Here is a 13,653-nt window from a genome sequence, read left to right on the forward strand (position 1 = left end):
ACGCGCCGCTCTGAAGGGCGGCGGTTTCCGCGGGGAATGCGCCGAGAAGGGTGTGTTCCGGGCAGGCATGCGGCACACTGGGCGGCCCTGAACCTGCCTGGGCCCCTGCGGCCGTCTGCTGTGTCTTCTTCTACGCCTGAGCTTTCTCCCCGCCGCGAACTGTGGCTGCTGCTGACGCTGGCAGGCATCCAGTTCACCCACATCCTGGATTTCATGATCATGATGCCGCTGGGCCCGCAGCTCACGCAGCTGTTTGCGATCACCGACGCGCAGTTTGGTTTGCTGGTGTCTGCCTACACGCTGTCGGCGGGGGCGTCAGGCCTGCTGGCTTCGACTTACATCGATCGCTTCGGTCGCAAGCGGCTTCTGCTGGTGCTCTATGGCCTGTTTGGGCTGGCGACGCTGGCGTGTGGCCTCGCGCCCACGTACGGCACGCTGATGGTGGCACGCATTCTCGCGGGGACTTTTGGCGGCGTGCTGTCGGCCTTGTCGCAGACCATCGTGGCGGACGTGGTGCCCTTTGAGCGGCGCGGGCGTGCCATGGGCATCGTGATGACGTCGTTTTCTGTGTCCACGGTGGCTGGCGTGCCCCTGGGGCTGATCCTCGCGCAGTACGGGGGCTGGAACCTGCCGTTCATTGGCATTGCCGCCATGGTGGGAGTGCTGGCCGTGCAGGCGGCCCGCACGCTACCGACCATGGCGGGCCATGTTCAGGCTGCCAACGGGCGTTCTGTGCTGAGCGGTATCACCCTGGTGCTGGCGGATGGCAACCACCGTTGGGCATTTCTGTTCTCGGCGTTGCTGATGTTTACAGGTTTTACGGTGATTCCCTACATCACCATTTACATGCAGACCAATGCGGGTGTGCGCGCCGATCAGGTGCCGCTGGTGTACCTGTGTGGCGGGGTGGTGACCTTGTTCACGGCACGGCTGTTCGGGCGCATGACAGACCGGCATGGCAAGGTGCCCACCTTCCGGTGGCTGGCCCTCGCAGGCCTTCCCTGCATCCTGGGTATCACGCTGGTGCAGGGGTTGCCGCTGTGGGGCGTGTTGATGGTGTCCACGCTGATGTTCACTTTTGTCAGTGGCCGCATGATTCCGGGCATGGCCATCATTGCCTCTGCGGCGCACGCGCCTTTGCGGGGGACCTTCATGACGCTGAACGCCTCCGTGCAATCGGCGGCGATGGGTGTTGCTTCTTTTGTGGGAGGGGTGCTGATCAGCCGTGATGCGCAGGGGCTGGTACAGAACTACTGGGTGGCTGCGCTGGTGGGCATCGGCGCCAGCCTGCTGTCGATGCTGGTGGTGGGGCGCCTCACGCTGCATGGCGCGGTGCCGTCGGCACGGTGACAAGGGAGGGGTTTGCGCTGCACTTTGGCCAGCCCCTTCAATCCGTCCATTGTGCGCGCTTTTCGGGTGCTTGGCACCTTGCCGGGCATAACCCAGCGGCCTGCGGCGGTATGGGATTGCATTTCAGGGAGGGCAGGGGCATAGTGAACCCACGACGTCAACAACAGATGCATCCAAGTTCGCCGAGCCGCTCCTCTGATCCAGGACGGCGTTTTTCCACCGAGAGCCACAGGAGACTTATTTATGAACTTGACGATCAGCGGTCACCACCTCGAAGTTACTCCCGCCTTGCGCAACTACGTCACCACCAAGCTGGACCGGATCACCCGCCATTTTGACCAAGTTGTCGATGTCAAGGTACTGCTGACGGTAGAGAAGCAAAAGGAAAAGGAAAAGAGACAGCGAGCGGAATGCAACATCCACGTGAAGGGCAGCGACCTGTTTGCCGAAAGCTCCCACGCCGACCTGTATGCGGCTGTGGACGAACTGGTCGACAAGATGGACCGTCAGGTGGTCCGCCACAAGGACCGTTTGCAAGATCACCACCACGAAGCCGCCAAGCGCGAACTGCACGCTTGATGCGCCAGCCCTGAGCCTGGCACAGCAGCCGCCCCTCTCGGGCGGTTTTTTTGTTGCCTGACGCGCCGCGCTCAGGGTTTTCGCCAATATGTGCATAATTGTTACCCTTGACCATGAACCGACTCGCCTCCATCCTGCCCTCCGCTCAAGTGCTTGTGAGCGTGGACGCCACCAGCAAGAAGCGTGCTTTTGAAGAAGCGGGTCTGCTGTTCGAGAGCCAGCACGGCCTCTCCCGGGCGCTGATCACCGACAGTCTGTTTGCACGCGAACGCCTGGGCTCCACCGGTCTCGGTCATGGCGTAGCCATTCCCCATGGGCGCATCAAAGGCCTCAAGGCCCCGATGGCGGCCGTGTTTCAGTTGCTCAATCCCATTGGGTTCGATGCGCCGGACGAGTTGCCGGTGGGTCTGCTGATCTTTTTGCTGGTGCCCGAGGCGGCCACGCAAAAACACCTGGAAATCCTCTCCGAGATTGCCGAGTTGCTCAGCGACTCTGCATTGCGCGAAAAGCTCAAGGCCTGCGCTGATGCCGCCGAACTGCACGGCATGATCGCGGGCTGGCAATCCACCCAAACGGCCTGAGTGCTTTCCCCGCCGCCTGCGCTGATCACCCTGACTGACCTGCCGTGAAGCCCAATGTTGTCAGCGCCGATGTTCTTTTCGAGGAATTTCGCGGCCCCCTGAAGTGGGAGTGGGTGGCAGGTCTCGGAGCGTCCGAGCGCCGTTTTGACGAAGTGGCTGTGCGCTCCGCGCGTTCCGGCGCTGACTTGGTCGGCTATCTCAACTACATCCATCCGTACCGGGTTCAGATCCTCGGCGAGCGCGAGATTGCGTACCTGAGCAACGCCTCCCCTGACGATTGCAAGCGCCGCATCGCCCGTATAGTGACGCTGGAACCTCCCGTGCTCGTGCTGGCCGACAACCAGACCGCACCCGACGCGCTGGTGTCGATGTGCGAGCGCGCGCAGATTCCGATGTTTTCCACGCACGAGTCGTCGGCGTTTGTCATTGACGTGCTGCGCGCCTACCTGTCCAAGCACTTCGCTGATCGCACCACCATGCACGGCGTGTTCATGGATATTCTGGGCCTGGGCGTGATGATCACCGGCGAGTCGGGCCTGGGCAAGAGCGAGCTGGGCCTGGAGCTGATCTCGCGTGGCAACGGCCTGGTGGCCGACGATGCCGTGGACCTGTTCCGCATCAACCAGACGACCATCGAGGGCAAGTGCCCCGAGCTGCTGCAAAACCTGCTGGAAGTGCGCGGCATCGGCCTGCTCGATATCCGCGCCATCTTTGGCGAGACGGCGGTGCGCCGCAAGATGCGCCTCAAGCTCATCGTGCACCTGGTGCGCAAGGAGACGCTGGAGCGTGACTACGAGCGTCTGCCCTACGAGCCGCTCACGCAGGACGTGTTGGGCGTACCGGTGCTCAAGGTCGTGATCCAGGTGGTCGCCGGCCGCAACATCGCCGTGCTGGTCGAGGCCGCCGTGCGCAACACCATCCTGCAACTGCGCGGCATCGACACCTACCAAGAGTTTGTCGAACGCCATCGCCGCGCCATGGAGCGCGATACGGGCGGCTAGCGGCGCTCAGGCCACCGAAACTGGCGCGGCCCATACCAGCGCCGTCGCGCAAGGGCCGCCCCGCCGCGCCGGGAGCGTCCCCCTCGGTGGGAAGACGCCGAAGGTGGCTCAGGGGGAGTCATTTCTTAGCGCAGTCGGCGCACTGTCCGTACAGCGCCATGGTGTGGTCCTGCACCAGCCAGCCCTTGGCTTTGGCCACAGCGTGCTGCCGCTTTTCGATCTCGGGGTCGTAAAACTCTTCCACCTTGCCACACGAAGTGCAGATGAAGTGGTCGTGGTGTTGCCCTTCGTTGAGCTCGTACACCGCCTTGCCGCTCTCGAAATTGCTGCGGATCAGGATGCCAGCCTGCTCGAACTGTGTGAGCACCCGGTACACGGTGGCCAGTCCGATGTCCGAGCGCTCTTCCAGCAGCACGCGGAACACGTCTTCGGCCGTCATGTGGCGCTGCGCACCCTTCTGGAAAATCTCCAGAATCTTCAGTCGGGGCAGTGTGGCCTTGAGTCCCGTGCTTTTGAGTTCGTCGATATTGGTCATGGCTGGCTCTTTCGGGGGCGGGCAACCGGCTCAGGGTCCGGAGGGGCTGCCGCTACAATGGGACGATCATATCCTTTGGCCTTTTACCCATGCCCGTCCAAGCCCGTTACAGCGCCCGTCTGGGCCTGGTTGTGTTGATCGGTGCCAGCATGGCCGCCCTGACCGGTTGCGGCAGTCTGGATGGCGCCAGCAGCCGCATCGCCAACATCGTCAAGCCCTACCGGGTGGACGTGGTGCAGGGCAATTTCGTGTCCCGCGAGCAGGTCGAAGCCCTGCAGCCCGGCATGAGCCGCCAGCAAGTGCGTGAGATTCTCGGGACGCCGCTGGTCACCAGCCTGTTCCATGCGGACCGCTGGGAGTACGTGTTCACGCTCAAACGCCCTGGCGAAGAGATTCAGACCCGCAAGCTGACCGTGTTCTTCAAGGGCGATGCCCTGGAGCGCTCCGAAGGCGATGAAATGCCGACCGAGACCGAGTTCGTCGCCACGCTGGGTGCGCGCGACGGTGCCAAGGGCAAGGTGCCGGTGCTGGAGGCCACGCCGGAGCAACTGGCCAAGTACCCGGTCAAGGAGCGCCCCGCGCCAGCAGCGGCCACACCGCCGGCATTGCCTGCCGCCACCAGTTACCCGCCGCTCGAAGCGCCCGCGCGCTGAACCTTGCGGCCCTGGCAGTGAGCCCGGTGCGCTGGCTGCCCTATCAATGAACAGGACCTTTTCATGACCGCGACTTCTTCGCCTGCGGCTCCCGCGGCATCCCCCCTCCGTGTAGCCGTCGCCGGGGCTTCGGGCCGCATGGGCCGCATGCTGATCGAGGCCATCCGCGCCAGTGACGACTGCGTGCTGGCCGGTGCACTGGATGTGGCCGCCAGCCCGGCCATCGGCTCGGACGCCACTGCCTTTCTGGGCTATGCCAGCGGTGTGGCCATCACGGCCGACGTAGCGGCCGGCCTGAAGAACGCCGAGGTGCTCATTGACTTCACCCGCCCCGAGGGCACGCTGGCCCACCTGGCCGTGTGCAGCCAGCTGGGCGTGAAGGCCGTCATCGGCACCACCGGCTTCACAGAGGCGCAAAAGGCCGAACTCGACGCCTACGCACAGCGCACCGCCATCATGTTCTCGCCCAACATGAGCGTGGGTGTAAACGTCACGCTCAAGCTGCTGCAAATGGCCGCCAAGGCCATGGCCACGGGGTACGACATCGAAATCATCGAAGCCCACCACCGCCACAAGGTCGATGCACCCTCGGGCACCGCGCTCAAGATGGGCGAGGTGATTGCCGAGGCCCTGGGCCGCGACCTCAAGGACTGCGCCGTGTACGCCCGCGAAGGCGTGACGGGCGAGCGCGACCCCTCCAGCATCGGCTTTGCTGCCATCCGTGGTGGCGACATCGTGGGCGACCACACCGTGCTGTTTGCGGGCATCGGCGAGCGCATCGAGGTCACGCACAAGTCCTCCAGCCGCGCCACGTACGCGCAGGGGGCCTTGCGCGCTGTGCGCTTCCTGGCGGCCCACAAGACTGGCATGTTCGACATGTTCGACGTGCTGGGCTTGCACTGATCCGCCGACTCCCATGGACGCGCTCCACTGGTGGCGCCAGGGCGATGCCGTGACGCAAAGTGCGGCACTGGTCTTGCTGGCCATGTCGGTGGCAAGCTGGGTGGTCATTGTGTGGAAGCTGCGGCTCATGCGCCGCGCCAGTGCCGACGTGGCCCGCTGCACGGCCGCGTTCTGGCAGGCGCCCTCGCTGGCCCTCGCGCAGCAACGTTTGCAGTCTTTTGACCGGGATGCGCTAGTGCTTCCTTTGGTGGTTGCTGCAAATTTGATAGCGAATCACTACAGCATGGCCCAGCCCACGCTGGCCACGGCAGGCAGCCTGTCGCAGCGGCTCACGCGGGTGCTGCGCGATGCCCTGCACGATGTGCTGGGACGCCTGCAGTTTGGCCAGGTGCTGCTGGCCACGGTGGGCTCCACGGCGCCTTTTGTGGGGCTGCTGGGCACCGTGTGGGGCATCTACCATGCGCTCACCGCCATGGCAGGCGCGGGGCAGATCACCATTGATCGCGTTTCCGGCCCGGTGGGCGAGGCCCTGGTCATGACGGCGGCCGGACTGGCTGTGGCCATCCCTGCCGTGCTGGCCTACAACGTGTTTGGCCGCCTGATCGGCCGCATCGAGGCCGACCTGGAAGGATTCGCGCGCGATCTGCGCGAACTGCTCATCGACACGGCCCCAGTCCAGAGTTTGGCTGGCACCACAGAAGGCCTGAGCAATGCGAGCCGACCCGCCGCCGGGCCGCTCCAAGGCGGGTCAGCCCCCTTGGGGGGCAGCGAACCACGCGCAGCGGGGAGCGTGGGGGCATGAGTTTCGGACGACTCGAACGAACCACCGGGCCGCAGCCCATGAGCGACATCAACATGACGCCGCTGGTGGACGTGATGCTGGTGCTGGTGGTGATCTTCATCCTCACGGCGCCGCTGCTGGCCAGCTCCGTTCGGCTGGACCTGCCGCGCACCGATGGCGCCACGCCCGGCACGGCCCCGCAATTCGTCGCCCTGGTGGTCGATGCCTCGGGCCAAGCGTTTCTGGATGACCAACCCCTCTCTCAGGCCGCTCTGGCCGAGCGCCTGCGCCGCATTGGTGCCGAGCGCCCGGACACCGAGGTGCAACTGCGCGCCGACGCTGCCGTGCCCTATGGCCGCGTGGTCGAAGTCATGGGCGCGGCCCATCTGGCCGGGCTGCAGCGCATCGGATTTGTGGCCGAACCCGCGGCGAACGCGGTATCGCCTGCGTCCCCCGCTCCGTCCCGCTGAGGCGCCCGGACGGCAGGCCCGCCAGCGCCAGCCCCTGACCGCCTAAAATCCCTGCAGCGCGGCCCTGCGGCTGCACTCTTCTCTCACCCCCGAGCCCCCATGCAAGACAAATACTCTCCCCAAGACGTCGAACGCGCGGCGCACGACCACTGGACCGCCACCGACGCCTACCGCGTGACGGAAGACACGAGCAAGAAGAAGTTCTACGCCTGCTCCATGCTGCCCTACCCCAGCGGCAAGCTGCACATGGGCCACGTGCGCAACTACACCATCAACGACATGCTCACGCGCTATCTGCGCATGAATGGCTACAACGTGTTGATGCCCATGGGCTGGGACGCCTTCGGCCTGCCCGCCGAAAACGCGGCGCTCAAGAACGGCGTGCCACCGGCCAAGTGGACGTACGAAAACATCGCGTACATGAAAAAGCAGATGCAGGCCATGGGCCTGGCCATCGACTGGAGCCGCGAAGTGGCCACCTGCGACCCCGAGTACTACAAGTGGAACCAGTGGCTGTTTTTGAAGATGCTGGAAAAGGGCATTGCCTACCGCAAGACCCAGGTCGTGAACTGGGACCCGGTGGACCAGACCGTGCTGGCCAACGAGCAGGTGATCGACGGCAAAGGCTGGCGCACCGGCGCCACGGTCGAGAAGCGCGAGATCCCTGGCTACTACCTCAAGATCACCGACTACGCTGAAGAGCTGCTGGGTTTTGTGACCGGCGACAAGCTGCCCGGCTGGCCCGAGCGCGTAAAGCTGATGCAGGAGAACTGGATCGGCAAGAGCGAAGGCGTGCGCTTCGCCTTCCCGCACGACATCCGGGGTGATGACGGCGCGCTGATCGGCGACGGCAAGATGTACGTGTTCACCACGCGCGCCGACACCATCATGGGTGTGACCTTCTGCGCCGTGGCGCCTGAGCACCCGCTGGCCGCCCATGCCGCCAAGACCAATCCTACGCTCAAGGTCTTCATCGAAGAATGCAAGAGCGGCGGCACCACCGAAGCCGAGCTGGCCACGCAAGAGAAAAAGGGCGTGCCCACGGGCCTGTTCGTCACGCACCCGCTCACCGACGAAAAGGTCGAGGTCTGGGTCGGCAACTACGTGCTGATGGGCTATGGCGACGGCGCCGTGATGGGCGTGCCCGCCCATGATGAGCGCGACTTCGCGTTCGCCCTGAAGTACGGCATCGAGATCAAGCAGGTCGTGCTGGTCGATGGCGAGCACTTTGACTACCACCAGTGGAACGACTGGTACGGCGACAAGCAGCGCGGCGTCACCATCAACTCCGACAGCTTCAGCGGCCTGTCGTACAAGGAAGCCGTGAACGCCGTGGCCCATGCACTGGAGCAAAAGGGCCTGGGCGAGAAGAAGACCACCTGGCGCCTGCGCGACTGGGGCGTGAGCCGCCAGCGCTACTGGGGCACGCCGATCCCGATCATCCACTGCGACGAGCACGGTGCCGTGCCCGTGCCCGAAAAAGACCTGCCCGTGGTGCTGCCGCAAGACTGCATCCCCGACGGCTCGGGCAACCCGCTGCACAAGCACGAAGGCTTCCACGCGGGCGTGACCTGCCCCGTGTGTGGCAAGGCTGCCCGCCGCGAGACGGACACCATGGACACGTTCGTGGACAGCTCGTGGTACTTCATGCGCTATTGCGACCCCAAGAATGCGGACGCCATGGTGGCCGGTGGTGCCGACTACTGGATGCCGATGGACCAGTACATCGGTGGTATCGAACACGCCATCCTGCACCTGCTGTACGCCCGCTTCTGGACCAAGGTCATGCGCGACCTGGGGCTGGTCAAGGTCGATGAGCCCTTCACCAAGCTGCTCACGCAGGGCATGGTGCTCAACCACATCTACAGCCGCCGCACCGCCAAGGGCGGCAAGGACTACTTCTGGCCGCACGACGTGGAGCATGTGCTCGATGAAGGCGGCAAGATCATCGGTGCCAAGCTCAAGAACGAAGCCACCAGCGGCGACGGCATGTTGCCCGTGGGCACGCCCATCGACTACGAGGGCGTGGGCACCATGTCCAAGTCCAAGAACAACGGCGTGGATCCGCAGGACCTGATCGAGAAGTACGGCGCCGACACGGCCCGCCTGTACACCATGTTCACCGCGCCGCCCGAAGCCACGCTGGAGTGGAACGACGCTGCGGTGGAAGGCAGCTACCGCTTCCTGCGCCGCGTGTGGAACTTCGGCCTCAAGCTCTCGGCCATCGACCGCGAGGCTGCCATGGCCAGCGTGGCCGGTGCTAGCAGCCTGCAGGATGTGCAGTTTGGCAAGGAAGCCAAGGCCCTGCGCCTGGAGATCCACAACGTGCTCAAGCAGGTGGACTACGACTACCAGCGCATGCAGTACAACACCGTGGTCTCCGGCGCGATGAAGATGATCAACGCGCTCGAAGATTTCAAGGCCATGAGCTCGGCCGGTGCCCAGGTGGCGCTGATCGAAGGCTTTGGCATCCTGCTGCGCTGCCTGTACCCCGCCACACCCCACATCGCCCACAGCCTGTGGACGGGCCTGGGCTACGCCGGTGCGCTGGGCGACCTGCTCGATGCGCCCTGGCCGCAGGTGGATGCCGGTGCGCTGGTGCAGGACGAGATCGAACTCATGCTGCAGGTCAACGGCAAGCTGCGCGGATCCATCCATGTACCCGCCCAGGCCGACAAGGCCGAGATCGAGCGCATTGCGCTGGCCAGCGAGGCCTTTGTGGCCCAGGCCGCAGGTGCTCATCCGAAACGCGTGATCGTGGTGCCAGGTCGCCTGGTGAACGTGGTGGTCTGACCCCATGAACAAACGCACACTGCTCAGTCTGGCCCCGGTGGCCCTGTTGTCTGCCTGCGGATTCCGGCTGCGTGGCGTGCCGGAGTTCGGGTTTGGCTCGCTCTACATCGCGGCCCCTGCCAGCTCGCCGCTGGCGCGTGAGCTGCAGCGCACACTCGACGGATCGGGCAGCCAGCTCAAACTGCTGCGCGACCCGGCCAGCATGCCGACGGCAGAGGCCATCTTCGATCTGCTGCAGGAGCAGCAGGAGCGTGTGGTGGTGGGCCTCAATGCGTCGGGACAGGTGCGCGAGCTGCAACTGCGCTTGCGTATCAAGTTCCGCCTGCGCACGCCCACCGGCGTGGAGCTGATTCCGGACACCGAGCTGCTGCAGCAGCGCGACATCAGCTACAACGAAACCATTGCGCTGGCCAAGGAGGCCGAAGAGGCGCTGCTCTACCGCGACATGCGGACCGACCTGGTGCAGCAGCTCATGCGCCGGCTCGCAGCAGCCAAGCGCTAAGAACAGCTCACAGAACTCCCCTGGCGTTGTTGTCTCGCCTTGTCGTACTAGTCGTGCTGCCTGCGGCGAAACGCTTGGCCATGGCCGCTTCGCTGAGTTTTGTGAGCTGCTCTAAGAATGTGCGCGCTCAGGCGCTCAGCGTCGGCCCCTGGCCGTGCGAGGGCACGCGCATGAGCGTGCTCTTGCCAAACAGCGACTCCACCAGGTCCACCGCCAGCACGGCCGTGCGGTTGCGCACATCCAGCGCGGGGTTGAGCTCCACAATGTCCAGCGAGGCCAAACGCCCGCTGTCGGCAATCATCTCCATGCACAACTGCGCTTCTCGGTAGGTGGGACCACCGGGCACCGTGGTGCCCACCCCGGGGGCAATGTCGGGGTCCAGAAAATCCACATCAAAGCTCACATGCAGGTGGGTGTGCACATCCAGCCCGGCCAACGCCTGCTGCATGGTCTGGCGCATGCCCACCTCGTCGATGTAGCGCATGTCGAACACCTCCAGGCCCTGCTCGTGCACAAAGCGCTTTTCGCCCGCGTCCACACTGCGGATGCCGATCTGCCGGATCTGCGACGGGTGCAGAGCCGGGCCACCGCCCGGCATGCTGGCCAGCCCGGTCAGCGCCTCGGGGCCGAAACCGCACAGGCAGGCCACGGGCATGCCATGCACATTGCCGCTGGGGGTCAGTGCACTGGTGTTGAAGTCGGCATGGGCATCGAGCCACAGCACCCGCAGCTTTTTGCCCACCTCCGCGCAATGGCGGGCCACGGCGCTGATGCTGCCCAGGCCCAGGCAGTGGTCGCCACCCAGCAGGATGGGCAGGTGGCCCAGCTGCAGTTCTGCATACACCGCGTCGAACACGCGCTGGTTCCATTCCACCACCTCGGGCAGGTGGCGGTAGCCGTCCACGGGCGGCTGCCACGGGTTGGCGGGGCCACTCAGGTTGCCCCGGTCAAACACCTGCAGCCCGTGGGACTCCAGCGCCGCCTGCAGGCCGGCCACACGCAAGGCCTCGGGCCCCATGGAGGCGCCGCGCGCGCCGGCGCCGATGTCGGTGGGGGCGCCGATCAGGCTGGTGGGCTGGGCGCTGCGCAGGGCGGTGGGGGGCATGGCGGTCTGACTTTCTGGGGTATGGCAGTGAGCGGGAAGGGCGCGGGCGCCCGGGGGAATTCTCAGGGCTTTGGGCGCCAATGAACAGCGCCGCAGCTGATCGGTTCGTGACCTCTCTTGTGCACTGTGAGGGCATACGCTGGCAATTTGCGCAATGCCGGGCCTGCCCAGGCGATAAACTTTGCCGCATGCAAGTCGCCCTGGCCCAACTCTCTCAGCATCTTCAACGGGGCCTGTCGCCGCTTTATGTTCTGCATGGCGATGAGCCCTTGCTCCAGCAAGAGGCGGCCGACGCCATCCGCGCCACCGCCCGCACCCAGGGCTACACCGAGCGCAGCAGCTACACCGTGGCCGGTGCCCATTTCGACTGGAGTGCGGTGCTGGCGGCAGGCGGGTCACTCAGCCTGTTTGCCGACAAGCAGATCGTCGAGATCCGCATTCCCTCGGGCAAGCCCGGCAAGGACGGCAGCGTGGCGCTGCAGCAGATCGCCGAATTGGCCCGGGGTAACGACAGCACCCTCACCATGGTCATGCTGCCGCGCCTCGATAAAGCCACCAAGACCGGCGCCTGGTTCGCTGCGCTGGAGGGTAACGGCACGTCGATCCAGATCGACCCCATCGAGCGCGGCCAACTGCCGCAGTGGATCGCAGCGCGCCTGGCCGCGCAGGGCCAGCGTGTGGTCGCGGGGGAGGAAGGCCAGCGCACCCTGCAGTTTTTTGCCGACCGCGTGGAAGGCAACCTGCTGGCCGCGCACCAGGAGATCCAGAAGCTGGCTTTGTTGCACCCCGCCGGAGAGCTGACGCAAGCCCAGGTCGAAGCCGCCGTGCTCAGCGTGGCGCGCTACGACGTATTCAAGCTGTCCGAATCCGTGCTGGCCGGGCAGACGGCCCGCGTGCAGCGCATGCTCGATGGTCTGCAGGCCGAGGGCGAGGCCGAAGTGCTGGTGCACTGGGCGCTGGCCGAAGACATCCGTGCCTTGAAGCGCGTGAAAGACGCCATGAACGCCGGCAAGCCCCTGCCCATGGCCCTGCGCGAAAACCGCATCTGGGGCCCCAAGGAGCGGCTGTTTGAACGCATCCTGCCCAAGGCCAGCGATGCCGCTTTGGCTCGCCTGCTGCAGTCGGCCCACGCGGTGGACGGCATTGTCAAAGGCCTCAAGCAGCCCGACTGGCCGCAAGACGGCTGGCAGGCCCTGCAGCGCCTGGCCTTCCAGCTGTGCCGCCTGACCAGCGCGGCACGGTGATGGCGGCCGCTGCTGCCTCCCAGCCTTTGCGCCTGCCCAACGACGACGCCACCAACGGCTGGTCCGCCATCCTGCCCCCGCGCACGCCGCGCCCTGCGCTGCAGGGCGAGGTGGTGGCCGACTGGCTGGTGCTGGGCGCGGGCTTTGCGGGCCTGGCCGCCGCGCGCCGCCTGGCCGAGCTGCGCCCCCACGCCCACATCGTGGTGGTGGATGCAGGCACCGTGGGCAACAACGCCTCGGGCCGCAACTCGGGCTTTGCCATCGATGTGCCGCACAACATCGGCAGCTCGCTCGAAGAACTGCGACAGGCCGCGCACTACCAGGCCTTGCTCACGGCGGGCATGAACGACCTGGAGCTGCTGGTGGCGCAGCACCGCATCGACTGCCAATGGCGCCGCGCAGGCAAGTACCACTGCGCCGTGTCGCCCGCTGCCGAGCGCACGCTGCAGCACCATGTGCAGGAGCTGCGCGCCCTGGGTGCGCTGCACGAATTGCTGGACCGCAACGCCCTGGCCGCGCGCCTGGGCACCAGCTACTTTGCCGCCGGGCTTTACACGCCGGGCACCGTGCTGCTCAACCCCGCCGCGCTGTGCCGGGGCCTGGCCGATGCGCTGCCCGCCAACGTCACCCTGTACGAGCAAACGCCGGTGCAGCGGCTGGACCTGTCAGGCAGCAAGGTGGTGGCGCATACCCCGCAGGGCCGTGTGCGTGCGCCGCAACTGTTGCTGGCGGCCAATGGGTTTGCGCAGCAGCTGGGGCTGTTTGGCAGCGCCTGGGGTGCGGAGACGTTTCCGCTGGTCACCTTTGGCTCGCTCACAGCCCCGCTCACGCCCGAGCAACGCAGCCGCCTGGGCGCGCCCGAGGGCTGGGGCGTGACGCCCGCCAGCGCCGTCACGGGGGCCACGCTACGCTACACGGACGATCACCGCATTCTGGTGCGCCAGGGCTTTGAATATGCGCCGCAGTTCCGCGTCAGCCCTGCGATGCGCGAGCGGGTGCGGCGTGAGCATGCCGCCGTGTTTGCCGCGCGTTTTCCGCAGCTGGGCGATGTGGCGCTGGAGCATTTCTGGGAAGGCTCCATCGCCATCACCCGCAATGGCGCGCCGCGCTGGGGGCGGCTGGCGCCGCAGGTGCATGGGGTGGCGGGGTGCAATGG

General features: G+C 65.8%; 14 protein-coding genes. 12 read left to right on the top strand and 2 right to left on the bottom strand.

Annotation, left to right across the window (positions count from 1 at the left end; genetic code table 11):
* Positions 1 to 120: 120 nt before the first annotated feature.
* From AC07X4_RS03060 to hprK, 4 genes are all read left to right on the top strand, one after another.
* Positions 121 to 1,350, top strand: a complete 1,230-nt coding sequence (locus tag AC07X4_RS03060) for an MFS transporter (RefSeq protein ID WP_494739188.1) — start codon at positions 121 to 123, stop codon at positions 1,348 to 1,350.
* Between the two features lie 243 nt (positions 1,351 to 1,593).
* Complete coding sequence (gene hpf / locus AC07X4_RS03065; protein ID WP_015016131.1) at positions 1,594 to 1,929, top strand: ribosome hibernation-promoting factor, HPF/YfiA family; 336 nt, start codon at positions 1,594 to 1,596, stop codon at positions 1,927 to 1,929.
* A gap of 113 nt (positions 1,930 to 2,042) precedes the next feature.
* Complete coding sequence (locus tag AC07X4_RS03070) at positions 2,043 to 2,510, top strand: PTS sugar transporter subunit IIA (protein WP_056068066.1); 468 nt, start codon at positions 2,043 to 2,045, stop codon at positions 2,508 to 2,510.
* 44 nt (positions 2,511 to 2,554) lie between these two features.
* A complete protein-coding gene (gene hprK, locus AC07X4_RS03075) occupies positions 2,555 to 3,511 on the top strand; it encodes an HPr(Ser) kinase/phosphatase (protein ID WP_056068067.1) in 957 nt (318 codons plus the stop codon).
* A gap of 118 nt (positions 3,512 to 3,629) precedes the next feature.
* On the opposite strand, the gene fur is transcribed toward hprK, so the two are convergent.
* Complete coding sequence (fur, locus tag AC07X4_RS03080) at positions 3,630 to 4,046, bottom strand: ferric iron uptake transcriptional regulator (protein WP_056068069.1); 417 nt, start codon at positions 4,044 to 4,046, stop codon at positions 3,630 to 3,632.
* A gap of 89 nt (positions 4,047 to 4,135) precedes the next feature.
* On the opposite strand from fur, the gene AC07X4_RS03085 reads away from it, so the two are divergent.
* The 6 genes from AC07X4_RS03085 (at position 4,136) to AC07X4_RS03110 (ending at position 10,148) form a co-directional block, all read left to right on the top strand.
* Positions 4,136 to 4,699 carry an outer membrane protein assembly factor BamE gene (locus AC07X4_RS03085; RefSeq protein WP_494739189.1) on the top strand — a complete coding sequence of 188 codons (564 nt, stop codon included), beginning with the start codon at positions 4,136 to 4,138 and terminating at the stop codon, positions 4,697 to 4,699.
* A 63-nt stretch (positions 4,700 to 4,762) separates the two neighbouring features.
* Positions 4,763 to 5,602, top strand: a complete 840-nt coding sequence (gene dapB / locus AC07X4_RS03090; RefSeq protein WP_436075875.1) for a 4-hydroxy-tetrahydrodipicolinate reductase — start codon at positions 4,763 to 4,765, stop codon at positions 5,600 to 5,602.
* 13 nt (positions 5,603 to 5,615) lie between these two features.
* The gene (locus tag AC07X4_RS03095) at positions 5,616 to 6,404 is read left to right on the top strand and encodes a MotA/TolQ/ExbB proton channel family protein (protein ID WP_494739190.1); all 789 of its coding nucleotides are present in this window, start codon (positions 5,616 to 5,618) and stop codon (positions 6,402 to 6,404) included.
* Positions 6,401 to 6,853 carry an ExbD/TolR family protein gene (locus AC07X4_RS03100; RefSeq protein WP_494739191.1) on the top strand — a complete coding sequence of 151 codons (453 nt, stop codon included), beginning with the start codon at positions 6,401 to 6,403 and terminating at the stop codon, positions 6,851 to 6,853. Before AC07X4_RS03095 ends, AC07X4_RS03100 begins: the two co-directional genes overlap by 4 nt.
* Before the next feature lie 99 nt (positions 6,854 to 6,952).
* A complete protein-coding gene (leuS, locus tag AC07X4_RS03105; protein WP_494739192.1) occupies positions 6,953 to 9,646 on the top strand; it encodes a leucine--tRNA ligase in 2,694 nt (897 codons plus the stop codon).
* Between the two features lie 4 nt (positions 9,647 to 9,650).
* Positions 9,651 to 10,148, top strand: a complete 498-nt coding sequence (locus AC07X4_RS03110; protein WP_056068079.1) for an LPS-assembly lipoprotein LptE — start codon at positions 9,651 to 9,653, stop codon at positions 10,146 to 10,148.
* 127 nt (positions 10,149 to 10,275) lie between these two features.
* Here the strand turns inward: AC07X4_RS03110 and rocF are convergent, their stop codons facing one another.
* A complete protein-coding gene (gene rocF / locus AC07X4_RS03115; RefSeq protein ID WP_494739193.1) occupies positions 10,276 to 11,253 on the bottom strand; it encodes an arginase in 978 nt (325 codons plus the stop codon).
* Positions 11,254 to 11,441: 188 nt separating this feature from the next.
* On the opposite strand from rocF, the gene holA reads away from it, so the two are divergent.
* The gene (holA, locus tag AC07X4_RS03120; RefSeq protein WP_494739194.1) at positions 11,442 to 12,497 is read left to right on the top strand and encodes a DNA polymerase III subunit delta; all 1,056 of its coding nucleotides are present in this window, start codon (positions 11,442 to 11,444) and stop codon (positions 12,495 to 12,497) included.
* A partial coding sequence (locus AC07X4_RS03125) for an NAD(P)/FAD-dependent oxidoreductase (protein WP_494739195.1) occupies positions 12,470 to 13,653 on the top strand: 1,184 nt, incomplete at its 3' end. The genes holA and AC07X4_RS03125, both read left to right, overlap by 28 nt.

This window comes from Acidovorax sp. GW460-11-11-14-LB4, assembly GCF_059423685.1.

What these genes read in the sequence shown, in the direction of transcription:
- hpf (WP_015016131.1), top strand. Translation starts at nt 1,594, where the DNA reads ATGAACTTGACGATCAGCGGTCACCACCTCGAAGTTACTCCCGCCTTG.
- AC07X4_RS03070 (WP_056068066.1), top strand. Translation starts at nt 2,043, where the DNA reads ATGAACCGACTCGCCTCCATCCTGCCCTCCGCTCAAGTGCTTGTGAGC.
- fur (WP_056068069.1), bottom strand. Translation starts at nt 4,046, where the DNA reads ATGACCAATATCGACGAACTCAAAAGCACGGGACTCAAGGCCACACTG.
- AC07X4_RS03085 (WP_494739189.1), top strand. Translation starts at nt 4,136, where the DNA reads ATGCCCGTCCAAGCCCGTTACAGCGCCCGTCTGGGCCTGGTTGTGTTG.
- dapB (WP_436075875.1), top strand. Translation starts at nt 4,763, where the DNA reads ATGACCGCGACTTCTTCGCCTGCGGCTCCCGCGGCATCCCCCCTCCGT.
- AC07X4_RS03095 (WP_494739190.1), top strand. Translation starts at nt 5,616, where the DNA reads ATGGACGCGCTCCACTGGTGGCGCCAGGGCGATGCCGTGACGCAAAGT.
- AC07X4_RS03100 (WP_494739191.1), top strand. Translation starts at nt 6,401, where the DNA reads ATGAGTTTCGGACGACTCGAACGAACCACCGGGCCGCAGCCCATGAGC.
- leuS (WP_494739192.1), top strand. Translation starts at nt 6,953, where the DNA reads ATGCAAGACAAATACTCTCCCCAAGACGTCGAACGCGCGGCGCACGAC.
- AC07X4_RS03110 (WP_056068079.1), top strand. Translation starts at nt 9,651, where the DNA reads ATGAACAAACGCACACTGCTCAGTCTGGCCCCGGTGGCCCTGTTGTCT.
- rocF (WP_494739193.1), bottom strand. Translation starts at nt 11,253, where the DNA reads ATGCCCCCCACCGCCCTGCGCAGCGCCCAGCCCACCAGCCTGATCGGC.
- holA (WP_494739194.1), top strand. Translation starts at nt 11,442, where the DNA reads ATGCAAGTCGCCCTGGCCCAACTCTCTCAGCATCTTCAACGGGGCCTG.